The 25,154-nt window shown below is 64.8% G+C and carries 23 protein-coding genes; 15 read left to right on the top strand and 8 right to left on the bottom strand.

Annotation, left to right across the window (positions count from 1 at the left end):
* Positions 1–22 precede the first annotated feature (22 nt).
* The 5 genes from UC34_RS02290 to UC34_RS02270 form a co-directional block, all read right to left on the bottom strand.
* Positions 23–1,321 carry a patatin-like phospholipase family protein gene (locus tag UC34_RS02290; RefSeq protein WP_044453638.1) on the bottom strand — a complete coding sequence of 433 codons (1,299 nt, stop codon included), beginning with the start codon at positions 1,319–1,321 and terminating at the stop codon, positions 23–25.
* 102 nt (positions 1,322–1,423) lie between these two features.
* The gene (locus tag UC34_RS02285; RefSeq protein WP_052810865.1) at positions 1,424–2,437 is read right to left on the bottom strand and encodes a PhaM family polyhydroxyalkanoate granule multifunctional regulatory protein; all 1,014 of its coding nucleotides are present in this window, start codon (positions 2,435–2,437) and stop codon (positions 1,424–1,426) included.
* A gap of 188 nt (positions 2,438–2,625) precedes the next feature.
* Positions 2,626–3,447 (bottom strand): enoyl-CoA hydratase/isomerase family protein, encoded by an 822-nt coding sequence (locus UC34_RS02280; RefSeq protein ID WP_044453636.1) that lies wholly within the window; start codon positions 3,445–3,447, stop codon positions 2,626–2,628.
* A gap of 161 nt (positions 3,448–3,608) precedes the next feature.
* A complete protein-coding gene (locus tag UC34_RS02275; protein ID WP_044453634.1) occupies positions 3,609–4,760 on the bottom strand; it encodes an ABC transporter substrate-binding protein in 1,152 nt (383 codons plus the stop codon).
* A gap of 363 nt (positions 4,761–5,123) precedes the next feature.
* Complete coding sequence (locus tag UC34_RS02270) at positions 5,124–6,110, bottom strand: fumarylacetoacetate hydrolase family protein (protein ID WP_044453632.1); 987 nt, start codon at positions 6,108–6,110, stop codon at positions 5,124–5,126.
* Positions 6,111–6,330: 220 nt separating this feature from the next.
* Here UC34_RS02270 and UC34_RS02265 point away from each other — a divergent pair, with 220 nt between their 5' ends.
* The 4 genes from UC34_RS02265 to UC34_RS02250 all read left to right on the top strand — a co-directional run bounded on the left by UC34_RS02265 (position 6,331) and on the right by UC34_RS02250 (position 10,032).
* Positions 6,331–7,194 carry an IclR family transcriptional regulator gene (locus tag UC34_RS02265; protein ID WP_044453630.1) on the top strand — a complete coding sequence of 288 codons (864 nt, stop codon included), beginning with the start codon at positions 6,331–6,333 and terminating at the stop codon, positions 7,192–7,194.
* Between the two features lie 246 nt (positions 7,195–7,440).
* Positions 7,441–8,532 carry a DUF3108 domain-containing protein gene (locus UC34_RS02260; protein ID WP_157122978.1) on the top strand — a complete coding sequence of 364 codons (1,092 nt, stop codon included), beginning with the start codon at positions 7,441–7,443 and terminating at the stop codon, positions 8,530–8,532.
* Between the two features lie 252 nt (positions 8,533–8,784).
* Positions 8,785–9,579 (top strand): 3-oxoadipate enol-lactonase, encoded by a 795-nt coding sequence (gene pcaD, locus UC34_RS02255; RefSeq protein ID WP_044453628.1) that lies wholly within the window; start codon positions 8,785–8,787, stop codon positions 9,577–9,579.
* A gap of 195 nt (positions 9,580–9,774) precedes the next feature.
* Positions 9,775–10,032, top strand: coding sequence for a BTH_I0359 family protein (locus UC34_RS02250; protein ID WP_044453626.1), 258 nt, complete (start codon positions 9,775–9,777; stop codon positions 10,030–10,032).
* A gap of 143 nt (positions 10,033–10,175) precedes the next feature.
* Here UC34_RS02250 and UC34_RS02245 read toward each other — a convergent pair whose 3' ends face one another.
* The gene (locus UC34_RS02245; protein WP_044453624.1) at positions 10,176–10,568 is read right to left on the bottom strand and encodes a rhodanese-like domain-containing protein; all 393 of its coding nucleotides are present in this window, start codon (positions 10,566–10,568) and stop codon (positions 10,176–10,178) included.
* 154 nt (positions 10,569–10,722) lie between these two features.
* Here UC34_RS02245 and UC34_RS02240 point away from each other — a divergent pair, with 154 nt between their 5' ends.
* From UC34_RS02240 to UC34_RS02225, 4 genes are all read left to right on the top strand, one after another.
* Positions 10,723–11,808 (top strand): homocysteine S-methyltransferase family protein, encoded by a 1,086-nt coding sequence (locus tag UC34_RS02240; RefSeq protein ID WP_044453622.1) that lies wholly within the window; start codon positions 10,723–10,725, stop codon positions 11,806–11,808.
* 164 nt (positions 11,809–11,972) lie between these two features.
* On the top strand, positions 11,973–14,678 hold the full coding sequence (gene metH / locus UC34_RS02235) for a methionine synthase (RefSeq protein ID WP_072617548.1): 2,706 nt from the start codon (positions 11,973–11,975) through the stop codon (positions 14,676–14,678).
* Positions 14,679–14,801: 123 nt separating this feature from the next.
* On the top strand, positions 14,802–15,512 hold the full coding sequence (locus UC34_RS02230; RefSeq protein WP_157123300.1) for an MgtC/SapB family protein: 711 nt from the start codon (positions 14,802–14,804) through the stop codon (positions 15,510–15,512).
* A gap of 257 nt (positions 15,513–15,769) precedes the next feature.
* On the top strand, positions 15,770–16,096 hold the full coding sequence (locus UC34_RS02225; protein ID WP_044453619.1) for a hypothetical protein: 327 nt from the start codon (positions 15,770–15,772) through the stop codon (positions 16,094–16,096).
* Between the two features lie 198 nt (positions 16,097–16,294).
* Here UC34_RS02225 and UC34_RS02220 read toward each other — a convergent pair whose 3' ends face one another.
* The gene (locus UC34_RS02220) at positions 16,295–16,618 is read right to left on the bottom strand and encodes a DUF1840 domain-containing protein (protein ID WP_044453618.1); all 324 of its coding nucleotides are present in this window, start codon (positions 16,616–16,618) and stop codon (positions 16,295–16,297) included.
* Between the two features lie 154 nt (positions 16,619–16,772).
* On the opposite strand from UC34_RS02220, the gene argS reads away from it, so the two are divergent.
* From argS to UC34_RS02200, 4 genes are all read left to right on the top strand, one after another.
* The gene (argS, locus tag UC34_RS02215; protein WP_044453616.1) at positions 16,773–18,536 is read left to right on the top strand and encodes an arginine--tRNA ligase; all 1,764 of its coding nucleotides are present in this window, start codon (positions 16,773–16,775) and stop codon (positions 18,534–18,536) included.
* Positions 18,537–18,596: 60 nt separating this feature from the next.
* Positions 18,597–19,271, top strand: coding sequence for an SPOR domain-containing protein (locus UC34_RS02210; RefSeq protein ID WP_044453614.1), 675 nt, complete (start codon positions 18,597–18,599; stop codon positions 19,269–19,271).
* Between the two features lie 267 nt (positions 19,272–19,538).
* Positions 19,539–20,219, top strand: coding sequence for a thiol:disulfide interchange protein DsbA/DsbL (locus UC34_RS02205; RefSeq protein WP_044453612.1), 681 nt, complete (start codon positions 19,539–19,541; stop codon positions 20,217–20,219).
* Positions 20,220–20,265: 46 nt separating this feature from the next.
* Positions 20,266–21,123 (top strand): SDR family oxidoreductase, encoded by an 858-nt coding sequence (locus UC34_RS02200; RefSeq protein ID WP_044453610.1) that lies wholly within the window; start codon positions 20,266–20,268, stop codon positions 21,121–21,123.
* Here UC34_RS02200 and UC34_RS02195 read toward each other — a convergent pair.
* The gene (locus UC34_RS02195; RefSeq protein WP_052810863.1) at positions 21,112–22,062 is read right to left on the bottom strand and encodes a LysR family transcriptional regulator; all 951 of its coding nucleotides are present in this window, start codon (positions 22,060–22,062) and stop codon (positions 21,112–21,114) included. The genes UC34_RS02200 and UC34_RS02195 overlap by 12 nt on opposite strands.
* Before the next feature lie 171 nt (positions 22,063–22,233).
* Between UC34_RS02195 and UC34_RS02190 the strand changes: the two genes are divergently transcribed.
* From UC34_RS02190 to hydA, 3 genes are read left to right on the top strand one after another with little or no spacing between them, the layout of a single operon-like run.
* On the top strand, positions 22,234–22,905 hold the full coding sequence (locus tag UC34_RS02190) for an aspartate/glutamate racemase family protein (RefSeq protein ID WP_044453608.1): 672 nt from the start codon (positions 22,234–22,236) through the stop codon (positions 22,903–22,905).
* Positions 22,902–23,675 carry a cysteate racemase gene (gene cuyB / locus UC34_RS02185; RefSeq protein ID WP_044453606.1) on the top strand — a complete coding sequence of 258 codons (774 nt, stop codon included), beginning with the start codon at positions 22,902–22,904 and terminating at the stop codon, positions 23,673–23,675. The genes UC34_RS02190 and cuyB overlap by 4 nt, the downstream gene beginning before the upstream one ends.
* A complete protein-coding gene (gene hydA / locus UC34_RS02180) occupies positions 23,672–25,153 on the top strand; it encodes a dihydropyrimidinase (protein ID WP_044453604.1) in 1,482 nt (493 codons plus the stop codon). Before cuyB ends, hydA begins: the two co-directional genes overlap by 4 nt.
* Position 25,154: the final 1 nt, after the last annotated feature.

Here is a 25,154-nt window from a genome sequence, read left to right as displayed (position 1 = left end):
GCAAAGCAATGAAAACGCGCGCTCACGCGGCCGGTTTGCCGGTATCCACCGATGCGGCCACGGCGGCGGCAGGATCGACCGACAGCGGCGAGTTCGCCGGGGGCGCAGCGCCGCCGACGGCACCGGCCTCGACGTCGTCGAGCGGGCTCGTGCCGTCCGCTTCGGCGACGAGCCACGCGGCAATCGCGTCGCGCTGTGCGTAAGCGTCCGCCTCTCCCAGCGCGATAAGTTCCTGAGTGTACGCCGATTCGAACAGCAGATAGCTCGCGAATGCCGCGCCGCGCTCGGCGTCGGCGCCGATGGCGCCGAGCATGGTGCGCACCGCACGCGGCAATTGTTTCAGATGGCGCGCGGCAATCGGCTCCAGTCGCTGGCTCGGCGAGATCAGCAGCGTGTCGATGGGACGCCATCCGCTCGACTCGCGCTGCGCTTCGGGCACGTATCGCAGCACATTGTTGATGTGCTGCAATCGCTCCAGATCCGCCGACAATCCGTCGATGAACACGCTCGCGAGCGCCTGCCCGCCAATCTGCGCCAGACTCGGATAGCCCCCGATACGCTCGCCACTGCTGTCGAGTCCGTACTGCCCGTGCGAAGCGCCGATGATGAGCACGCGTGTCGCGCCCAGATGGATCGGCGGACTGAGCGGCGCGATCTGACGCATGGAGCCATCGCCGAAGTATTCGGACTGTCCGTCCAGATCGAGTTCGATCGCCGGAAACAGATACGGAATGGCGCTCGAGGCGAGCAAGTGTTCCACCGTCAGCGGCACATTACGGGCCAGACGCAACGAACGCTTCCACGCCTGAATCGGTTCGGCGCTCTGATAGAACGTCACATGCTTGCCGGACGAATACGAGAGCGCGGTGACCGACAGGGCTTCGAGCGCGCCGCACGCGAACACTTCCGGCAGGCGGTCGAGACGAATCGCCTGACGCAGCATGTCGGCGAGCGGCGACCAGTCGAACAGCGAGCGCGGCGAACGGCGCAATGCCCAGCCCAAAGAAAGGGCAGCGAGCCAGCGTGCGCCGGTGCCCGCCATGCCCAGCGAATCGGCGCGGAACACCTGCCCCGCGTGGAACTGCCGCCAGACGGCGTCGAGCTTCATGACCCCGTGCTGAAAGTCGTCTGCATGTGAAGCAAGCGCGGCCGCGTTGATCGCGCCGGCGGAAGTGCCGCACACCACGGGAAATGGGATCGCCCGCCGCGACGGCAGGACCTCGCGCTGAATCGCGGCAATCGCCGCGAGCACGCCGACCTGATACGCGGCACGTGCGCCGCCGCCCATCAGGACGAGACCGGTACGTTCGCCTGAGATCATGGGGCCTCCCTCCTGCCGTCGTTGTGCTTTTCACCCGGTCAGCGACCGGGGCCTGCGGCCCGATTCACAGACTTCACGGACCCCGGCGCCTCCAGCCTCCGGTTACCACTTCCAGGCGGCTTGCTTGCCCGTCGTGCCTGCGGCTTTGCCGGCCGACTTCACCGCCGCTTTGGGCGACGTCTTGGCGGACGTCTTTGCGGATGTGGCGGACTTGGCGGAAGTCTTGGCAACAGCCGATTTTGCAGGCGTCGTCTTGCTGGCAGGGCGGCGTCCAGCGGACTTGCCCGACTTCGGCGCCGCCTTGCCGGATGTCCCGGTGGCGGTCTTCTTCGCCGCCGTGCGCGCCTTGCTGCCCGTGGCCTTCCCTGCCGACGATGCCTTTGCCGCACCCGCGCTCGCATGCGTGGCCTTGGCCGCAGCCTCCGACATTTGCGCCGCCGCCGCTTCGGTCATCTGCGCAGCCGACACGCCTGCGGCCTGCGCTGCCGCCGCGATCTGATCGAACTGGGCGCGCATCGCGTTAAACCACATCGACGGGTCCAGCGCGCCATACGCGCTGCCGGCCTGTGCGAATGGCGATTCGGAGGCGCCGGCATGCCCGGCGTCGCTCGCGCCCGCTTCCGTGGCGTCATCCGCGTCATCCGCGTCCTGCGCTTGGTGCGCTTCCTGCGCGGGCGGCTCGGGTTCAGTTTCGCTGGCCTGCGACTCGACGTCCTGCGCGGGTTCCTGCGTCGCGAACGGCGAGCGCCAGAAGTGGGACGCACCTGCCTGGCCGGTGGTGTCGGCGGCGTCGGACGCGCCGGTGGCCGCCGTGTCCGACGCCCCCGCCGCGCCGAAGCTCCCCGTGCCGAATGCACGCAGCGTGGCGTAGGTGGCGCGTTGCACTTCGAAGGCCTGAATGGTCGAGCGCAACACGTTCAGATTGAGCGTGAGCCACTGTTCGACGGCGCGCATCTCGGCGATGCGGTTTTCGATTTCGTCGGGATCGAGCAGCGGCGCGGCGCTCTGCATCAACTGCGTTAGCGGCGAGGTGAAAGTCGCGGGCGGACTGAATGCCTCCCACATCTTCTTGAGAATGTCGAAGCCGTTGGGCATGGCACTCGTCGAATCGCTCATTACGATCTCCAGTCACGGTCGGGAACGCACGGCTTGTCGCGCAAGCCAGGCGCACAGGGCGTATGGCTATCGATCATACGCCGAGCGTGCGCCCCTCGTGTGTCAAAACGGCGCGGCGCGGTCGTAAACCCCGATTCGCGTGATGCGGCAGGCGCACGGGAGCAGCGCGCGAGCGAGCCATACGCGACTCAAAAGGGTGCGTCACCGCTGAAGTCGGGTGCACGACGCTCACGCAACGACGCAAGGCCTTCGCGTACGTCCGGCCCCGAAAATCCCATGAATTCGAGCGCCAGCGACGCATCGAACGCCGGTCCGGCGCTGCGCAGCCAATTGTTGAGCGTGTATTTCGTCCAACGAATCGCCGTGGTCGAACCGCGCGCGAGCTTATCGGCCACTTCGAATGCCTTGGGCAGCAGATCCGCTTCGTCGACGGTCAGTGAAACGAGGCCGATGCGCTCGGCTTCTTCTCCTGTGACCGGCTCGCACAACAGCAGGTAGTACTTCGCCTTGGCCATACCGCACAGCAACGGCCACACGATGGCGGCATGGTCGCCCGCTGCGACGCCCAGGCGCGTGTGACCATCGATGATGCGCGCGGTCTTCGCGGCGATCGAAATGTCGGCGAGCAGGCCCGCAACGAGTCCGGCTCCGACCGCCGGACCATGCATTGCAGAGACGATGGGCTTGCTGCAATTGATCACGTTGTAGACGAGATCGCGCGCTTCACGCCATACACGGGCGCGAACGGCGAAGTCATCGGCCATGTCCTCCACGAGCGACAGGTCGCCACCGCCGGAGAACCCCTTGCCTTCGCCGCGAATGACGACGGCGCGCGTGTCGGCGTCCCGATCGATGTCGCGCCACACGTCGGCCAGTTCCTGATGCATGCGATGGTCAGCCGTCGACAGGCCGCTCTTGTTCGCGCCGGCGCCCATGATGAGTTCGAGCACGCCGTTCGGATGCCGCTTGAATTGCAGCGACTGATAGTGTTGATACGGATCTAGCGACATGGATTACCGCTCCGGAAAAAAATATCCCCGCGCAGGCGGGGATGGAACAGCGGCACCGGACATCGGCCGGCACCGCCGACGGTCAACCGTCGATGGCGAGGCCTCTACGGCCTCTCGCCTTCATGTCGTCGCCACAGCGGCGGCGGTCATGATGCGGGTCATTACGGGGCAATCACCCACTTGCCGTTGTCGATCTTGACCATCACGCGCGCGCGCTGGTCGAGGCCGAGGTGATCGGACGGGCTCATGTTCGTCACGCCATTCGACACGTGCACGTCCTTGCTCGTTTCGAGCGCGTCGCGCAGCGCCTTGCGGAATTCCGGCGTGCCCGGCTTGGCGCTCTTGAGCGCAATCGGGATGGCACGTTGGAGCAGAATGCCGGCGTCCCAGGCGTATGAGCCGAACGCCGCCACCTTGCCCGCGCCGTACCTGGCGTCGAACTTCTTGATGTAATCGAGCGCCACGGCCTTGGCGGGGTGATCGTTCGGCAATTGCGACGCCACGAGCACCGGGCTGGCCGGCAGATACGTGTTATTGCAGTCCTTGCCACACACGCGCAGGAAGTCGTTATTCCCCACGCCATGGTTGTGATACACGAGGCCCTTGTAGCCGCGTTCCGCCAGCGCCTTCGGCGGTAGTGCCGCCGGCGTGCCTGCGGCGCCGACGACAACGGCGTCCGGGTTCGTGCCCATGATCTTCAGAATCTGGCCGGTCACGCTCGGGTCCGTGCGGGCAAAGCGCTCGCTCGCGACCATCTTGATCTTGTGAAGGCCGGCGAACTTGGCGACTTCTTCATAGAAGGCTTCGCCCAGCGCGTCGCCCTGACCGATGAAGGCCATCGTCTTCACGCCGTGCTTGCTGGCGTGCTCGGCGATCGCGGAGGCCATCTGTGCGTCGGTCTGCGGGGTCTTGAACATCCAGTAACGCTTTGCATCGACCGGTTCGATGATGCGCGCGGACGACGCGAGCGAGATCGTCGGCGTCGTGCCGGCAGCGATCACGTCGAGCATGGCCAGCGTGTTGGGCGTGATCGACGAGCCGATGATGGCGTCGACGTGATTCTCGGAGATGAGCTTCTTGGTGTTCTGAACGGCGGTCGTGGTGTCGGACGCGTCGTCCAGCACGATGTAGTCGACCTTCTCGCCGCCGATTTCCTTCGGCAGCATGCTGATCGTGTCGCGCGCGGGAAGGCCGAGCGAAGCGGCGGGGCCGGTGAGCGAGATGCTCACACCAATCTTGACCTGAGCGGCAGCGCCGCCGGCCAGCGCCAGCAACATCGCACCCAGCAGGGCAGTGCGCACGGGGTTTCGCATGAAAAATCTCCTGGTCTGGCCTGCGCTGGTTTTTTCTGTCGCGCGGGCACCCCGGGACGGATACCTCGCGCCGCGCCGGCGAAAGTTAGGGCCGATGCGCATACCCGCGAAGGGTGCGCAACGACTCAAGGAGACAAAGAATAGCGGAGCCAGAATTCCCCGCCATATCCGGGTTCACCCTATGCGAGCATCGCCCGACAGGCCGTAAAGCCTTGCCGGGCAAGGCATTCAGGCCGGTTCAATTTCCCGTCCGGGTGGTCGGCCGTTGCCGTCTGCGGCCCCCAGGGACTGACGACGGGAAAGCGACCGGCGATCGCGCGCGCCGGATCACACACGCGACCGATGGCGACGAACGCGGGACGCTTACTCGTCGAGCGGCGCGACCGCCTGATCGATCGCGCCGAAGATCGTCTTGCCCTGCGCATCGAACATCTCGATGCGCACCCGGTCGCCGTATCGCATGAACGCGGTCTCGGGGGCGCCTTTCTCGATGGTTTCGAGCATGCGCTTCTCGGCAATGCACGCACTGCCGCGGCTGCGATCCTTGTTGGAAATCGTGCCCGAGCCGACGATCGTCCCGGCGCGCGCGTTACGGGTCTTGCACACGTGCGCGACCAACTGGCCGAAATCGAACACCATGTCCTCGCCGCACTCCGGCGCACCGAACTTCTTGTCGTTCCACTTCACCGTGAGCGGACGGTGCACGCGTCCGTCGCGCCAGGCGTCGCCCAGTTCGTCCGGTGTGACGGCCACCGGCGAAAAGGCGCTCGCCGGCTTGCTCTGGAAGAAGCCGAAACCCTTGGCCAGTTCGGCCGGAATCAGGTTGCGCAGGCTCACGTCGTTCACGAGCATCAGCAAGCGCACCCCTTCGAGCGCACGCGCCGGGCTTGCGCCCATCGGCACGTCCGAGGTCACGACAGCCACCTCGGCTTCGAAGTCGATGCCGAAGTCTTCCGAGGCGCAGACGATGTCGTCCGTCGGACCGATGAAGTCGTCGCTGCCGCCCTGATACATGAGGGGGTCCGTCCAGAACTCCGGCGGCATTTCCGCGCCGCGCGCCTTTCGTACCAGTTCGACGTGGTTCACGTACGCCGAGCCGTCCGCCCACTGGTAGGCGCGCGGCAACGGGGCCATGCATTCGGCCGCGTCGAACGCGAAGGTATTGCGCGCACGACCATGATTGAGTTCGGTGTACAACGAATGCAATTGCGGGGCGTAGAACGTCCAGTCGTCGAGCACGCGTTGCAGCGTGGGAGCGATGGCGTCGGCGATGCAGGCGCTCGACAGGTCACGCGAGACGACGATCAACTGGCCGTCGCGGGTGCCGTCCTTACGGGTAGCGAGTTTCATGGCAATGGAGTCTGCGAACGGGTTCGGATGTTCAGCGGCAATTCGAACGCCGGGCCGGGGCAATCGTGCATGATGCCGACAGGCATGGAGCAGGACACCGCAGGCCCGATAGAATGACGCTTGAAGCCGAGGATTCTACCTGAGCGCACCACGTGCGCTTGCGGACATCGATCACGAACGATCGCGAATCGAGCGGCCATGACGACAACAAAAGAGACACATGACAGTGCCTGAACACGACAACGACATCGGCCAAGACAGCGAGGGCAACGCCGCCGCCCCCGACGAGGAAAAAACCCGTTCGGGCATTCAGTCCATCGAAGTGGGCTTCCGGCTGATCGAAGTGCTGACCGAAGCGTCGAACGCCATGATGCTGCGCGATCTCGCGCACGCCGCCGGTATGAACCCGGCAAAGGCGCACCGCTACCTCGTAAGCTTCCAGCGACTCGGCCTCATCGTGCAGGATCCGGTAAGCGGGCGCTATGACCTCGGCCCATTCACGCTGCGCATGGGCCTTGCGCATCTCGCGCGTATCGACGCCTTCAAGGCCGCCCGTTTCGCCATGTCCGAACTGCGCGACGCGATCGATCAGACCGTGGGGCTCGCCGTGTGGGGCAATCAGGGGCCGACCGTCGTGCATTGGCTGGACTCGACGTTTCCGATGCGCGTGCCACTGCGACTGGGCGACGTCATGCCCATGCTCGAATCGGCGGCCGGACGGCTGTTCGCCGCCTATCTTCCGGAGCGCCAGACCGCGCCACTCATCGACGCCGCACTCGCGGCCGTGCAGCACGCGTCGCGTCACCGGTTGCCCGCCACGCGCGCCGACTACGACGCCGTGCTCGACGATGTGCGTGCCCATCGGGCCGCGCGTGTGGAGGGCACCGTGCTGCCGTCCGTCAACGCATTCTGCATGCCGGTATTCGACGCGACGGGACAGTTGGTGATGGGACTGATGGCGCTCGGGCCGGAGAGCCGCTTCGACGCACGCTGGGGCGGCCCCATCGACACGGCGCTGCGCACGCTCGCCCAAAAGTTGTCTGCCGATCTCGGCCATGCCCACGCGCCCGGCCGTCCGACGTGACGCACCCACGGCAGTCGAGCGGCACGGCCGGGCGAGCGATGAACGGCCCCGGCCGGCGCGTGTCGAACCAAACTCGTTCCGATATGCGATCCTGACGCTCTGACGTCCCGATTATCGATCCTCGTGTCTTCGCGCCCCTCCCCTCCTAGCGATCCTGCAGGTCATTCGGGTCCTTCCGGCCCCGATCGCCATGACATTCCTGAAGCCCCCGACCTGTCTTCGGCGTCGGACGCTTCGGCGATGGCGATGCCGGCGCCTTCGGCCCAGCGCCCGAAGGGACGGGGAAAACGCCGGGCGCTCTGGGCGGGCGTGCTGATGGCAGTCTTCGTCGCGCACCTGGTCATCGCGCTCTGGGTCGCGCGCCATCGCACGACGCTCGAAGACAAGCCGATCCCCAGCATTCCGATCACCCTGATCCCGCTCAAGCCGGTCGCCCCGCCCGCGCCTCCGGCCTCTCCTGCCCCTCCTGCCCCGCCACCGCCTGCGCCAGCGGCCGCGGTGAAGCCGCCTCCCCCTGCCCCAGCGACCGCCCCGCCCGACTCGCTCGCCGCGCCGGTGACCACCGACACGCCGGGTCCCCAGGCCGCCTCGACGACGGTGGCCGGCACGGGCGACGCCCCCGGCGCAACGGCGTCGGCGCCAACGTCGCCACCGAGCGTGGCCCTCACGGCAGCCGCCGCCAATGGCGACAAGTTCGACCCGCCGCCATCCGTCACGCTGACCTACGACGCGCTCATGAACGGCGTGCGCAATCAGACCGGCCAACTCCACTGGGTCAACGACAACGGGCATTACCGGTTGCGCATCTCGGTGCCGATCCTCTTTTTCGGCACCTTCGAATTCATCAGCGAAGGCGGGTATGACGTCAACGGCATCGCGCCATCCCGCTATGTGGAAAAGCGCGGTCGCCGCGCGGAATATGTGACGGACTTCCGTCGCGAGGCGACGCCCACACTGCAGTTCTCGCGCTCGGGGCAGTCCTTGCCGCTGGCGCCCGGCGCGCAGGACCGTTTCAGCGTGATGATGCAGTTGGCCGGCTACGCCAGAGGCAATCCCGAGCGCTACACCCAAGTGGGTGTCACCCACGAATTCACCGTGGTCGATACGGACAGCAGCGAAGTGTGGCCGGTGCAGTACGTGGGGAGCGAGACGATGACGACGCCGCAGGGTTATCTCGAAACGCGTCACTTCACTCGCCTGCCGCGCAAGGCGGGCGATGAGCGACGCGTGGACATCTGGCTTGCCCCCTCGCTCGACTGGCTGCCGGTGCGGGTCAAGCAAACGGAGCCGTCCGGTACGGAATTCGAGCTCATTTTCACGCAGCGCACGGCCCCGTGACGCATGGCCCATGGCGCAGTCCGGCGCCACGCGTCCATGACCGGCACAGGGTTTTCCGTATCGAAAACCGGCGTGCAAATCCTTAGAATCTCAAGCGATGCCGTGCCCATGCGGGTATGCGGCAAAGTGTTGCCCAACTACGACGAAACGCTCAGCAGAAGTCCGATGTTCCTGACATAATCGGAAACATCCCACCGCATCGACGCCATCGACACTACCTCGCAACGCATCGACGAACCTAGGGGGCCGCACATGAAGGTCAGTGCCAATGGAGCATCGATTCATTACGCGGTCGATGGACACGGTCCGTGGCTCACGCTGGCGCATCCGTTGGGGGCGGACCTCAGCGTATGGGACGATCTGGTCCCCGCGTTGGCGGCGCATTTCCGGGTGCTTCGCTACGACAGCCGGGGTCACGGCAAGAGCGACGTCACGCGCGGCCCGTACTCCGTCGCGCAATTGGCTGCCGATGCCACTGCCTTGCTCAGTTCCCTGGAAATTCCACGCACACACTTCGCCGGCATCTCCATGGGCGGCGCCGTTGCCCAACAGGTCGCGCTGGACGCTCCCGAGCGTATCGCGAGCCTGACCCTGATCGACACCACCGCCGGCTACGATGCCGCCGATGCCGACCTGTTCCTGCAGCGAGCGGCCACGGCGCGCTCGCAGGGGATGAAGGAACTCGCCGCAGGCACCCTCGAACGCTGGCTTGGCGAGCGCTTTCGCAAGCATCATCCGGCCACTAGCGAGCGTATCCGCGCACTGGTGGCGCAGGCCGACCCGGAGGGCTTCGCCGCCGCGTGCGAAGCGCTGGCCGCGTTCGATGTGCGAACACGTCTTGGCGAGATCGAAGCGCCCACGCTGGTGCTCGTCGGGGAAAACGACCCGTCGACGCCCCCGGCGGTGGCCCGGCGCATCGCGAGCGGTATCGCCGGTGCTCAGTTGGAGATCGTGCCCGACGCGGCCCATCTGTCCATCGTCGAACAGAAACAGTTCGTAACGAATGCCCTTGCAACATTTTTGCAAGGGACCGCATCTAACGTATGAACCTGCAAAAAGTGGTTGGAAATGATGGACTTGCGGGACTTGTTGCGGAACCTTTGACAAATGGAGGGCCAAAACCATTGAATTCGTCAGCCGGTGTGCCGATAAGCGAATCATGGGGTACTGCCTCTTGAAATCGCGCCGCGTCGCCCCTATGTGGGTTACCAAGGACCATGCAGGAACACCAGGAGAGTTGCCATGCTCATGATTTACAACAGCCCGAATTACTGTGTCGTTGAGTTTGCCGCGGATAACGGCAATCACTCGCTGTCCGCCGGTGGCTATGAAATCGTGGACAAGACCGCCGGCCGCGAGATTTTCCTCGACGGCTCGCTTGCCCGGCAATTCCGTGAAGAAGTGCAGAAATTGATCGCCAGCGAGCCGTCGGAGGACGAAGTCGATGAGTTCCTCGGGCAGTTCGACAACTTCATGACGAATCCGGTCGTGCTCCACTGACATCCCCGGATGTCGATACGTCGATACCCACGCGGTGCGACCCCACAAAAAACCCTCGCATCGGCGAGGGTTTTTTCATGGACTGAGAATTCGACGTCATTGACGTCATGTCAGACTTTCGCGCCGTCCGACGCGGGTCCGTCTCAACACTGTTGCCACGGCAGCCCATCGAAGCGCCAGCCGTTCAAGGCATTGCGGTGGTGTGTCGCATCGAGATCGCCCTCGAAACCGTGCAGCACCCCATAGACATTCAGAAAGCCCGCCGCCTCCAGCGCCTCGCCGGCGGCCGCGCTGCGATTGCCGCTACGGCAAATCAGCAGAACCGGTCGCTCGCCGCCCGCACCGGCCAGCTTGCGCACGCTTTGCACGAAATGCGGGTTGATCTCCCAGTCCGGACCGTCGTTCCAGGCCACGTGGATCGCGCCGACGGGGTGTCCGACGAACAGGTGTTCCATCTCGCTGCGGCAGTCCACGAACAGCGCGTTGGCATTGGCTTGCAGGAACTTGTGAGCGGCGCTCGGGAGCAGGAATTCCATATTTTCAGCTTCGTCGACAAAACTTCGGGATCAGTGGGCGAGCAAACCCGGTGGCCGCGCGGGGGCGCATTCGATCAGGCGCCGGCACACAGGCGCAAACCGCGAAAACCATTACAATTATAGGTTTTCCGGCCACTTCAAGGCGACGTCCGTCATGACCACCGCAACCCCACCCGCCGCGAACGCTCTGCCCACCGCCTTGCCATACACGCGCGGACAGGCATTGCCCGCGCTGCTCGAACAGCGCATCCTGATTCTGGATGGCGCGATGGGGACGATGATTCAGCGCTACAAGCTGGACGAAGCCCAATACCGCGGCGAACGCTTCGCCGATTTCGCGCACGATGTGAAGGGCAACAACGAGTTGCTCTCGCTCACGCGGCCGGACGTCATCAGCGAGATCCATCGTCAGTATCTCGCTGCCGGCGCGGACATCATCGAGACGAATACCTTCGGGGCAACAACGATCGCCCAGGCCGACTACCACATGGAAGACCTGGCCGACGAGATGAACCGCGAGTCGGCGCGTCTGGCGCGCGAGGCGTGCGCCGCTTTCAGCACACCGGACAAACCCCGGTTCGCCGCCGGCGCCATCGGCCCGACCCCCAAGACCGCCAGCATCAGTCCGGACGTAAACGATCCGGGCGCACGCAACGTCGACTTCGACCAGTTGCGCGACGCTTACTACGCGCAGGCGAAGTCGCTCATGGAAGGGGGCGTGGACCTGTTCCTCGTCGAGACCATCTTCGACACGCTCAACGCCAAAGCGGCGCTCTTTGCCATCGACGAACTGTTCGAGGACACCGGCGAGATTCTGCCGATCATGATCTCGGGCACCGTAACGGACGCCTCCGGGCGCATTCTGTCCGGTCAGACGGTCGAGGCCTTCTGGAATTCGCTGCGTCACGCGCGCCCGCTCACGTTCGGGCTGAACTGTGCGCTCGGTGCGACCCTGATGCGTCCGTACATCGCCGAGTTGGCCAAGCTGTGCAACACCTACGTATCGGTCTACCCGAACGCCGGCCTGCCCAACCCGATGAGCGATACGGGCTTCGACGAAACCCCGGACGTGACCTCGGGCCTGCTCAAGGAATTTGCCCAGGCGGGGCTGGTGAATCTGGCCGGCGGCTGCTGCGGCACCACGCCGGAGCACATCGCCGAGATCGCCAAGGCACTCGCGCAAGTGAAGCCGCGCCGCTGGCCGTCGCAGTATCGCAACGACGCAGAGGCCGACGCCTGAGCCGCGCTGCCCGCCCTTAACAAGACCGATTGCATGAAGCCCCGCGCACCCACACTCTCACCGACCCGGTCGAGCGGATCGACACGAGACGTGCGACACGCGTGCGCCACCACTGAACGGATTGCCCCATGAGTCAAACGCCTTTCGCACCGCAAGTCCCGCCGATGCGCCTGTCCGGCCTCGAGCCCTTCAACATCGGCGCGGGCACACTGTTCGTGAACGTCGGTGAGCGCACCAACGTCACCGGTTCGAAAGCGTTCGCGCGCATGATCCTGAACGGCCAGTTCGACGAAGCGCTCGCGGTGGCCCGCCAGCAGGTCGAAAACGGCGCGCAGGTCATCGACATCAACATGGACGAGGCCATGCTCGATTCGAAGGCCGCGATGGTTCGCTTCATGAACCTGATCGCCTCCGAGCCGGACATCGCGCGCGTGCCGATCATGATCGACTCCTCGAAGTGGGAAGTGATCGAAGCCGGTCTGAAGTGCGTGCAGGGCAAGGCGATCGTCAATTCGATCTCGCTCAAGGAAGGCAAGGAAGCCTTCGTGCATCACGCCCGGCGAATTCGCCGCTACGGCGCCGCCGCCGTGGTCATGGCGTTCGACGAGCAGGGGCAGGCCGACACCTACCAGCGCAAGATCGAGATCTGCGAGCGCAGTTACCGCGTGCTGGTCGACGAAGTGGGCTTCCCGCCCGAAGACATCATTTTCGACCCGAACATCTTCGCGGTCGCCACCGGCATCGAAGAGCACAACAATTACGCCGTCGACTTCATCAACGCCACGCGCTGGATCAAGGAACACCTGCCCGGTGCGAAGATCAGCGGCGGCGTGTCGAACGTGTCGTTCTCGTTCCGCGGCAACGACCTCGTGCGCGAAGCGATTCATACGGTGTTCCTGTACCACGCGATTCAGGCGGGCATGGACATGGGCATCGTCAACGCCGGTCAGCTCGGCGTGTACGAAAACCTCGATCCGGAACTGCGCGAGCGTGTGGAAGACGTGGTGCTCAATCGTCGCGAGGACAGCACCGAGCGTCTGCTGGAAATCGCCGATCGCTTCAAGGGCGGGGCCGCCAAGCGCGAAGAAAATCTCGAGTGGCGCAATCAGCCGGTCGAAGCGCGGCTCGCACATGCGCTGGTGCACGGTATCACGACGTTCATCGTCGAAGACACCGAAGAAGTGCGCCAGAAGATCGCCAGCGCGGGCGGCCGCCCGATCCAGGTGATCGAAGGCCCGCTCATGGACGGCATGAACGTCGTGGGCGATCTGTTCGGTGCGGGCAAGATGTTCCTGCCGCAGGTCGTGAAGAGCGCCCGCGTGATGAAGCAGGCCGTGGCGCATCTGGTGCCGTTCATCGAGGAAGAAAAGGCGCGCATGGCGGCTGCCGGCGAGGATGTCCGCTCCAAGGGCAAGATCGTGATCGCCACCGTCAAGGGCGACGTGCACGACATCGGCAAGAACATCGTCACCGTGGTGCTTCAGTGCAATAACTTCGAAGTCGTCAACATGGGCGTGATGGTGCCGTGCGCCGAGATTCTCGCGAAGGCGAAGGAAGAAGGCGCAGACATCATCGGGCTGTCGGGACTCATTACGCCGAGTCTCGAAGAAATGGCTTACGTTGCCTCGGAAATGCAGCGCGACGACTACTTCCGCCTGCGCAACATTCCGCTGCTCATCGGCGGAGCCACAACGTCGCGCGTGCACACCGCCGTGAAGATCGCGCCGCATTACGACGGGCCGGTGATCTACGTGCCGGACGCCTCGCGCTCGGTCTCCGTCGCCTCGAACCTGCTCTCCGACGAAGCCGCCGCGCGCTACCTCGAAGAAGTGAAGACGGATTACGACCGCGTGCGCGCGCAACACGCGAACCGCAAGGCCACGCCCATGGTCTCGCTCGCTACCGCGCGCGAGAACAAGTTCAAGGTCGACTGGTCGACGTACGTGCCGCCCAAGCCGAAATTCATCGGCCGACGTGTCTTCAAAAACTACGATCTGGCGGAGCTCGCCGAATTCATCGACTGGGGTCCGTTCTTCCAGACGTGGGACCTTGCCGGCCCGTACCCAGCGATTCTCAAGGACGAGATCGTCGGCGAATCGGCGCAGCGCGTATTCGCCGATGGCCGCGCCATGCTCGATCGCCTGATCAAGGGACGCTGGCTCACTGCGAACGGTGTCATCGCCATGCTGCCCGCGAACGTGGTGAACGACGACGACATCGAAATCTACACCGACGAATCGCGCTCGGAAGTCGCGTTCACGTGGCATAACCTGCGCCAGCAGAGCGAGCGTCCCGTGGTGGATGGCGTGCGTCGCCCCAACCGCTCGCTGGCCGACTTTATCGCCCCCAGGGACAGCGGCGTGGCGGATTACATCGGCGTGTTCGCCGTGACGGCAGGTCTTGGCGTCGATGCCAAAGAGGCCGGTTTCCTCGCCGCACATGACGACTACAGCGCCATCATGCTCAAGGCGCTGGCCGACCGTCTGGCCGAAGCCTTCGCCGAGTGCATGCACACGCGGGTGCGGCGCGACTTCTGGGGCTATGCGGCAGACGAGCAACTCGACAACGATGCGCTCATCAAGGAACAGTACGTCGGTATCCGCCCGGCGCCGGGCTATCCGGCTTGCCCGGAGCATTCGGTCAAGGGACCGATGTTCCATTACCTGCAAGCGCACGAAATCGGCATGAGCGTGACGGAATCGCTCGCCATGCTGCCGGCGGCGAGCGTCTCGGGGTTCTATCTGTCGCATCCGGACAGCACGTACTTCAGCGTTGGCAAGATCGGTCCCGATCAGGTCGAAGACTTCATGGAGCGGACCGGCGTGGACGAGGCGACAGCACGTCGCCTGCTCGCGCCGCAACTGTCCTGACGCCGTCACGTACCGGTGCGCCGGGCATGCGTTGCGGCGCTACGCCTTCCGTCCGACACATCCCGGTGCCATAATGCGGCGGCGCAACATTGCCGGATTACGTCGGGACGTCCCATGCAAGCACTGCACAGCTTTCAGAACTTCCATCTCCTGCCGCTGCTCAACACGCTCATCTCGCTGGCCGTCGCCTTTATTCTCGGCACGATCATCGGCGTGGAGCGGCAGGTCCGCCAACGTACGGCCGGGTTGCGCACCAATGTGCTCGTAGCGGTGGGCGCCGCGGCGTTCGTCGACCTGTCGATGCGTCTCATGCCCGGAGATACGCGCGTGATCGCGTATGTCGTGTCGGGGGTGGGTTTCCTCGGCGCGGGCGCGATCATGAAAGACGGCGCCTCGGTGCGCGGTCTCAATACCGCCGCCACGCTATGGGGCTCGGCGGCCGTGGGCGCAGCGGCCGGGGCGAGCCTGATCGTCGAGGCGATCATCGTGGCGCTGTTCGTGCTCGCCGCCAACACGCTGCTGCGTCCGGTCGTCAACCGTATCAACCGCGCGCCGATCAACGAGGCGACGTCCGAAGCCACATACGCGCTGTCCGTCATTTGCGCACGCACGACGCAACGCGAAGTGCTCGACAAAGTCGAAGCCTGGCTCGAAGCCTCCAACTACCCCGTGCGTGCGCTCGATATTCACCCGTTCGGCGAAGCGGAAGTGGAAATCGAGGCGCTACTCCTGCCCACCGCCGTCAAGGCGGGCGAGCTCGACGCCCTCACCGATCACCTGGAAACGCTGCCTGGCGTCAACCAGGTGTTCTGGTCAAGTCGTTCGGACGACTAATCGATATTGACGCACAGTGCGACCTGCATATGGTCTGTGCGTGATCGGATGATGCAGGCCGATGCCGACGATGCCTTGATCGTCGAAAACTTCGGCAGACGTGGAAAATTCCCGCGAAAAAGCCGAATTACATTCGATTACAAACCCTTACAGCACCGCATGCCGCAGCTTCTTAGACTGGAATCTCACTAACGCAAGTGATGCCTGCACGAAAGACGTTCCTTCAATGTGCAGCGCAAAGCAAAGGAGTCCATCTGATGAAGAAGCTGATCATTTCGGTTGCAGCCCTGACCCTCGCCGGCGCCTCGGCACTGAGTTTTGCACAAGGTTCGGCAGGCGGCGGTGCAGCCGGCCCCGGCGGTGGCACGACGACGGATCCGATCACCCCCATGCCCAGTCAGGCGTCGCCCGACGCACGTCAGTCGGCACCGACGCCGGGCGCACAAACGCTGACCCCGTCCGATCCGCAGCCGAATGCCAAGGCCCAGAAGCCGCGTCACAGCACCAAGAAGACGCCGAACAACGGCAATACGGGCAACGGCGCCACCAACGCGCCGGATAACGCCCCGGGCAAGGCGCAGTAACTTTCGATGGCATTGGGCGCTTCGCGCCCACACGGGAACCGGCGCCGCCATTGCTCACGCTTCACTGCCGAGCCCAAGCCCCTCGCCCGGGGGCGGCCCCGGTTCCTTGATGCCCTCCGGTTTTCACGAACACAAAAAAAGCAGGCTCGCATTTGCGGCCTGCTTTTTCGTTTGAACCTGTGTTCGGCGTCGGAGCGCTTAGCGACTGACTTCCCACATCACCGCACCACCCTCGGCGTGAGCTTCCTTGAGCATGTTGAGCAGCGGATAAGCGCGCTGCGACAGACGCAGGCGATTGTCCTCGTCGCGCTCGTCGGACTTCTTGCCCTCGCTTTCCTTGTCTGCCGCCGCCTTGTCTTCGGCAATTGCCGCTTCGAGCCTGGCGATGGCGTCCCCTGTTTCGTCCGATCCGATCGCACCGCGCTCGCCGAGCGTCTTGCCGACGATCCCGAGCAGCAATTGCGCGAGATTCTCGAGCATCTTGATCGTTGGCGACGCATGCGCCTTGAACGTTACCAGCATGGTTGGCTCCCTATTCGAGTTATCACCCACCACCGTCCCTGTCGATGTCACCCAGGGAGGGGTACCGTGACTTCATCATACACCTGTTAAAATCCGGTGCTGACGATTCAATTGCCTGTCCGGACGTGTCCGGACGCACCCGAAACACCCGCCAATGCTACCCGCACAAAAGAATGCTCTCGTCGCGCTGATCGGCGACGTCGTCGCCGGTTTGATGCCTGCGGACGGCACCGCGCCCGCCGCGCCCGTCATCCTGCTCGAACGCCCGAAAGTCGCCGCACATGGCGATCTGGCCTGTAACGTGGCGATGCAGATCGCCAAGCCGTTGCGCGCCAACCCGCGCGAGCTGGCCCAGAAGATCGCCGACGCGATCCTCGCCGACGCCCGCGCCAAGGGCCTCGTCGACGCCGTCGAAATCGCCGGTCCCGGCTTCATCAACCTGCGTCTGGCCAATGCCGCCAAGCAGTCGGTGGCCCGCGCGATCCTGACCGAGGGCGCCGCCTTCGGCCGACGCGCCGCCAGCAACGACGCCGCGCCGGTACTGGTCGAGTTCGTCTCGGCCAACCCGACCGGGCCGCTGCATGTCGGGCATGGCCGTCAGGCTGCACTCGGCGACACGATCTCGGCGCTGCTCGGCACGCAGGGACGTCCGGTCCATCGCGAGTTCTACTACAACGACGCCGGCGTCCAGATCCAGACGCTCGCCACGTCGGTGCAGGCCCGTGCGCGCGGCTTCAAGCCGGGCGACGCCCAGTGGCCCGAGTCGGCCTACAACGGCGACTACATTGGCGACATCGCGCAGGATTTCCTCGCCGGCAAGACCGTGCAGGCGTCCGACGGTGCGCCCGTCACGGGTAGCGGCGACATCGAGGACATCGACTCGATCCGCGCCTTCGCGGTGGCGTATCTGCGCCGCGAGCAGGACATCGACCTGCAAACGTTCGGCGTCATTTTCGATCAGTACTACCTCGAATCCTCTCTGTATGCCGACGGCAGCGTAGCGCGTACGGTGCAGGCGCTCATCGACGCCGGCGTGACGTACGAGCAGGAAGGCGCGCTGTGGCTGCGCACCACCGATTACGGCGACGACAAGGACCGCGTGATGCGCAAGTCCGACGGCACGTACACCTACTTCGTGCCGGACGTTGCCTATCACACGCGCAAATGGGACCGTGGCTTCCACCAGGTCATCAACGTGCAGGGCTCGGACCACCACGGCACCATCGCCCGCGTGCGCGCCGGCCTGCAAGCGCTCGGCATCGGCATTCCGAAGGGCTACCCCGATTACGTGCTGCACAAGATGGTCACCGTCATGCGCAACGGCGAAGAGGTAAAGATCTCCAAGCGCGCAGGCAGCTACGTGACCGTTCGCGATCTGATCGAATGGTCGGGCGGCATTACGGCGGAAACGCCGGTCACGGACCCCGTCGAGCGTGAAGACGCCCTGCGTCGTGGCCGCGACGCCGTGCGTTTCTTCCTAATTTCGCGCAAAGCCGATACCGAATTCGTGTTCGACGTGGACCTCGCGCTCAAGCAGAACGACGAGAACCCGGTGTACTACGTGCAGTACGCTCACGCGCGTATCTGTTCGATCCTCACGCAGTGGGGCGGCGACGAAGCCGCACTGGCGAACGCCGATCTCGCCCCGCTCGACAGCGAACGCGCCCTCGCGCTGCTGCAACTGCTCGCCGAGTACCCGGACATGCTCACGCGTGCCGCCGAGGAACTTGCGCCGCACGCCGTGGCCTTCTATCTGCGGGATCTGGCAGGCGCGTTCCACTCCTTCTACAACTCGGATCGCGTGCTGGTCGACGACGAGACCGTGAAGCATGCGCGTCTGGCATTGCTTGCGGCCACGCGTCAGGTGCTGCGCAACGGGCTTGCCGTGCTGGGCGTGTCGGCCCCGGCCAAGATGTAAGTTACCCACCACTCCGAACGGCAAACCGCATCGGAACTCTGTAAGGACGGAATCGACTCGATGGCAAACACACGTCGACCACCCCGCCAGCGGGGCGGTACTTTTCTGGGCATCGTGCTCGGCCTGATCGTTGGGCTGGCCGTTGCCGTCGTCGTTGCGCTCTACATCACGAAGACACCGACCCCGTTCGTCGAAAAGACGCCGCCGCGCCCCGCCGAGAATTCGCCGGCGGCGCAAGCGCCGGATCCGAACAAGTCGCTCCAGCCGCGTACGCCACTGCCGGGCGCGTCGGCGCCTGCCACACCGGACACCGCGTCGGCCGTCGAGTCGTCGCCGCTCGTGCCCGGGACGCCGGTCACGCCGCCGGCGGCTTCTGCCCCCACGGCACCGGCACAGCCTGCGCAAAAGCCGTCGCCGGCCGACATTCTGAACGGCAAGTCGACGGTGCCGGTCGCCCCGCCGACCACGCCGCCGGCCAGCGCCACGGATAACGCCAGCACGGGTTACTACCTGCAAGTGGGTGCGTTCAAGTCGCAAAGCGACGCGGAACAACTGCGTGCCAAGCTGGCCCTCTCGGGCTTCGAGGCGAAGATCACGCAACGCGACGCCAACGGCCTGACGCTCTTCCGCGTGCGTCTGGGCCCGTACGGCAAGCTCGACGAGATGAATCACGTGCGTCAGCGCCTGCAGGATGGCGGTTACGACACGGCGGTCATCCGTTTCACGAAGCAATGAACGAGAAAGGCGTTGCACCGAAAGGGCAACGCCTTTTGTTCCCCCGGCGTCCCGGTCGGCAAGTCTCGTCAAACACCCGCATCATTAGGTTCGTAGGGCCGGGAAAAGGGAAAAGGGAAAACGAGGAAACGGGGACGTTGAACCCGGCAGCCCATCGCCGGTCATATGCACTGGCTCATTTGCCTGAATTCGGGATATGGTTTCGCTCACACGCTGCCACTCGCTCCTTGCGGGTCCGCGTGTTTGCCTCACTCCTATACAACGATCATGAAAAAACTTCTTGGTGCCTTACTGATTTCTTTCGGTTTCCTCTCTGGCGCCGCTTCGGCCTCGCCTGAAGCACCGGTCGCGGGAACCGACTATCTGACGATTTCGCAGCAACCGTTGACCGCCGGTGCGGGCAAGATCGAAGTAACCGAGTTCTTCTGGTACGGCTGCCCGCATTGCAGCGCGCTCGAGCCGACGCTGGAGAAGTGGGTCAAGGCCCAGGGCAAGGATGTCGTGTTCAAGCGCGTGCCGGTCGCCTTCCAGAGCCGGTTCGAGCCGCATACGCGCATGTTCGTCGCGCTCGCGGCGCTGGGCAAGGAAGCCGAACTCACGCCGAAGGTTTTCAATGAAATCCACGTCAAGCACAACTACCTGCTGACGGCCGATCAGCAGGCCGATTTCCTGGCGACGCTGGGCGTCGACAAGCAAAAGTACCTCGATGCGTACAAGAGCTTCGGCGTCGACAACGGTGTGAAGGTCGCGAACAAGACGTGGCAGGACTACAAGATCGACGGCGTGCCGACGATCGCGATCAACGGCAAGTACCTCGTCTCGCCGGCCACGTCGGGCGACGCGCTGCAAAAGCAGGGCAAGCCGGCCACGACCGAGCAACAGACGTTCGATGCGGCGCTCAAGACGGCCGACTCGATCATCAACCAGATCCGCGCGAAGAAGATGTAAGCTTCGCCGCTCACAAAGCCCGGCCCCGGCCGGGCTTTTGCGTTATATGGCTACTCACACGACATCACCGAAGGTCTTCATCACCGGCGCGTCCAGCGGGCTGGGACAAGCGCTTGCGCGTCACTACGCGGCGCAGGGCGCCATTCTCGGTCTCGTTGGCCGCCGGGGCGACAAGCTCACCGATCTGGCCGCTACGCTCCCCCATCCGCATGCGGTGCATTGTTATGCGCTCGACGTGCGCGATGCGCTGGCGCTGCGCGCCGCGGCCGGGGACTTCATGTCGCGCCATGGCGTGCCTGACATCGTGATCGCCAACGCGGGCATCAGTCACGGCGTGAATACGGAGGACGCCGCGGATCTGCCGCATTTCGCGTCCGTCATGGACACGAACTGGATGGCGATGGTCGCCACCTTCAGCCCGTTCGTCGGCCCCATGCGCGAGCGCAAGCGAGGCACGCTCGTGGGAATCGGCAGCGTAGCAGGCGTGCGCGGGCTGCCGGGACATGGCGCATACAGCGCGTCCAAGGCGGCAGCCATGACGTATCTGGAGAGCCTGCGCGTCGAATTGCGCGCCGACAAGGTGGCCGTCGTGACGATTGCGCCCGGTTACATCCGCACCCCGATGACGGACGGCAATCCGTTTCCCATGCCATTCCTGATGGACGCGGACAAGTTCGCGCGCAAGGCGGCAGCCGCGATCGCGCGTCGCAAGCGCTTTGCCGTGCTGCCGTGGCAGATGGGCATCGTGGCATGCCTCATGCGACGCCTTCCCCGCTGGCTGTACGACGCGCTCTTCGCCCGCGCGCCGCGCAAACCGACGATGGCGCAAAAACAGGCGCGTGACGCTGCCCCGACGGCGAAAGACAAAACCCCCAAACCAGGCGACGACAACCTACCCGGCTGATCTGCGCAGCCCGTCCACCGCACGAAGATGGTCGTCGAGAATCGACTGAAGCATCCGGATGAAGGCGCGTCCGGCATGCGATAGCGGCTCCGCCTGCGAGTAGACGGCGTGCACGCGCAGCTTTCTCGCCGGACGGATTTCGTGAACGTCGATCCGCTGGAACGTCGACGCGTCGATACAAAACGGATCGACGATCGCCACCCCGACGCGCTCCTTGACCAGCACCCGCGCGCTGATCGCCGAGCGCACCTCCACGATGGGCGAGGGCCGGCGATGCCTGCCGAAGATGTCCCCGACGATCGCCCCCAGCGGCGTGTCGTGTCCGTAGTCGATCCACGGATGCGACGGCAGATCGTCCACCTTCACGATGCCCCCCGGCGCGAGCCACCCCGGCGGACTGATGCACATCATCGGCCCGTCGACCAGCGCCTCCATCTTCAGGTTGTTCGAGTTCACCGCGAACATCGATATCCCCAGGTAGTCCTTGCCCAGCAGCACACGAGGAATCAGATTGTTGTGCGTGAGCGGTTCGAAGTGAATCGGCAAGTCCGGATACCGCTGGTTGAACAGCGCAATCGCTCGCGGCACCAGTTCCGCGCCGAGGCTCGGGCTGCACACGATGTTCAGTTTGCCGCTCTTGCCTTCGATGATCGCGCGCACCAGATCGTCCACGCGCAGCACGCCGGCGTATGCCGTCTCCACTTCGCTATAGATGCGCCGGGCCTCGGGCGTAGGGAAAAGACGCCCCTTCGAGCGCTCGAACAGCGCGAAGCCGAGCCGACTCTCCGCCGCCGCAAGAATTCGACTGGCTGAAGGCTGCGTGATGAAGAGCATCTTCGCCGCCTCGGTGATCGAGCCGGTCATCATGACGGCACGAAAGGTCTCGATCTGCCGCAAGCTCATGGCGAGCGGACGCTGTATGGGGGCGGCGGATACCACGTGTGCACCTGTCTGAAGGGGTCTCGATGGTGCAAAAGCTTACCTCAGGCACCCTCGTGGTGCGAACCCATGCATTGAGGCTATAAGGTCCGAAAATCGTTCTATTGGACCCCTCGTCGATGCGGTTGCTATCGTGAATCCGTCACATTTGCCGTGTAACGGGTTCCCTGCATGCCACCTACCCTGCTTGTCCTCAACCCCAACGCCCTTGTCAGCGTGACGCAGAGCATTGCGTCGACGGCCAGTGCCCAGTTTCGCGACAGCCCCGTGCGGCTCACGTACGAAACGCTGACGGACGCCCCGGCGGGCATTGCCACGCAACGCGACGCCGAGCGCGCCGCCGTTCTGGTCGCTAACGCCATCGAGCGCAACTTGCAGAGCGACGACCCCGCAGACGCTTTCGTCCTCGCCTGTTACAGCGACCCGGGCCTGGCCGCCGCGCGCGAAATCACGCGCAAGCCGGTTATCGGCATCGGTCAGGCCGCGTTAGGCGCAGCCTCGGCCCTGGGTGAGCGCATCGGTGTGGTGGCCATCACGTCCGGTAGCATCGCGCGGCATTGGCGCGCCTATCGCGCCCACGGATTCGCACAGAAAATCGTCGGCGAGCGCGCCATCAATCTGAGCGTGGCCGAATCGGGCGACGACACCCTCGCCGTTCCTCGCATTGTCGAGACTGCGCGGGCACTCATCGATCAGGATGGCGCCGATGTCGTCGTGCTCGGCTGCGCGGGCATGGCTGCACTGCGCGCCCGCATCGAACACGCGGTCGGCGTGCCTGTCGTCGAGCCATGCATGACGGCTATCGCACTGGCATCGAACGTGCTCACCGGAGCTGCCCGATGAGCGCCGCCGCCCCCGCCTGTTCACCGATACTCGGTGTGCTCGGCGGCATGGGGCCGCTGGCGACGGCTGACTTCATGCGCAAGCTCGTGCAGAGCACCCCGGCCACGAAGGATCAGGACCACATGCCGGTGTTCGTCCACAGCGTGCCCCAGATTCCCGATCGCAGCGAATCGTTTCTCGCCGGTTCCGACGCCCCCTGGCCATTCCTGCTCTCGGGGCTGCGCGTTCTCGAAACGGCGGGCGTCGGCGCCATCGCAATTCCCTGCAATACCGCACATCTCTGGCATGCGCGTCTGGCGGCAGCCACGGACCTCGAAGTGCTGCATATCGGCAGCGCGGCGTCCGAAGCCGTCGCCTCACATCCGGCAGGACTCACCCGCGTGGGTCTGATGGCCACGTCGGCAACGATCGAGGGACGCATCTACCACGAGGCCCTGCGCGCGGCGGGCATCGACGTCATCGTCCCCTCGGCGCGGGACCAGTCCGAGCACGTCATGGCGGGCATTGCGGCCGTCAAGGCTGGCGGCCTCGACACCGCGACGTCGCTGCTGCAATCGGCCGCAACCCGACTGATCGACGACGGCGCGCAAGGCTTGATTCTCGGATGCACGGAACTGCCGCTGGTCCTCGGCGGCGCATCGCCCGACGAGTGCAACGAATCACGCGCCGTTCCCTTCTTCGACACCACTCAGTTGCTGGTGAAGGCTTGCCTTGCATGGTGGAGCCGGTCAAAGGCAGCCCAACCCCGGAGCGAGAGCTTTTCACAATGAACGACTTCGATCTGATCATTCGCGGCGGCACTGTCGTCAATGCCACGCACACCTGCGAGGCCGACGTCGCGATTCGCGGCGACAAGATCGCCGCCATCGGCACGCATCTGCCGGGCAGCGCAGCACGTGTCATCGACGCGACCGGTCGTCTCGTGATGCCCGGCGGCATCGACACGCACTGCCACGTCGAACAACTGTCCGGCATGGGCAAGATGGGCGCCGACGACTGGTACTCCGCCAGCGTGTCGGCCGCCTTCGGCGGCACGACGATGATCGTGCCCTTCGCGGCGCAGCATCGCGGCAACTCGCTGCGCAAGGTCGCCGACGACTACGCCGAACTCGCGCGGCGCAAGTCCGTGATCGACTACAGCTATCACCTGATTCTCTCGGAGACCGATCCGCAGACGCTGCACACGGATCTGCCCGAACTCATTCGCAGCGGCATCACGTCGTTCAAGGTCTACATGACGTATGACCAACTGAAGATCGACGACTACCAGTTGCTCGACGTGCTCGCCGTCGCCGCACGCGAGCGCGCGCTGGTCATGGTCCATGCCGAGAACAACGACGTCATTCGCTGGGTCTCGCAGCGCCTGCTCGAGCGCGGCTACACCGCGCCGAAGTTCCACGGCGTGAGCCACGTTGCGCTGGCCGAAGCCGAAGCCACCCACCGCGTCATTCAGCTCTCGCGCCTTTTCGATGTGCCGGTCATGATCGTGCACGTCTCGGCCGTCGAAGCGCTCTCGACCATTCAGGCGGCGCGCCAGATCGGCGCACAGGTCTATGGCGAAACATGTCCGCACTACCTCGTGCTCACCGAAGACGACATGGACCTGCCCGGCACCGAAGGGGCCAAATACTGCTGCAGCCCGCCACTGCGCGACGCACAGGCGCAGGCCAGTCTGTGGGAAGGGCTGGCCAACGGCACGCTGCAAACCCTGTCCTCCGATCACGCGCCGTATCGCTACGACGAGAGCGGCAAGATTCCCTACGGCGACAAGACCACCTTCAAGCAGATGGCCAACGGCATGCCCGGCCTCGAAGCGCGGCTGCCCCTGCTGTTCTCCGAGGGCGTTGGCGGCGGGCGTCTGTCCCTGCAGCAGTTCGTGGCGCTGAGCGCAACGAATCACGCAAAGATGTACGGCATCTTTCCGCGCAAGGGCCACATCGCGCAAGGCGCCGATGCAGACATCGCCATCTGGAATCCCGAGCGCGAAGTCACCCTCACCGTCGCCGCGCTGCACGATCAGGTTGGCTACACGCCGTACGAAGGGCGCACGGTCAAGGGGTGGCCGGAGACGGTCGTCAGCGCGGGGCGGGTGATCGTGAGCGACGGCCGTCTCGACGCCGCCCCCGGCAGCGGCCGCTTCATCGCACGCGGCGTGCCCGAACCGCACACCGTCGAGCGCGAGATCTCGCCGCGCGCGACGTTCTTCCGCACGCTGGCCCTGACCCAGGAGAAGCAGAAGAACTATTGAT

The organism is Pandoraea vervacti (assembly GCF_000934605.2).
GTDB lineage: Bacteria > Pseudomonadota > Gammaproteobacteria > Burkholderiales > Burkholderiaceae > Pandoraea > Pandoraea vervacti.
Note: the sequence above shows the minus strand (reverse complement) of the source record. Positions and strands in the feature narration are given on the sequence as shown.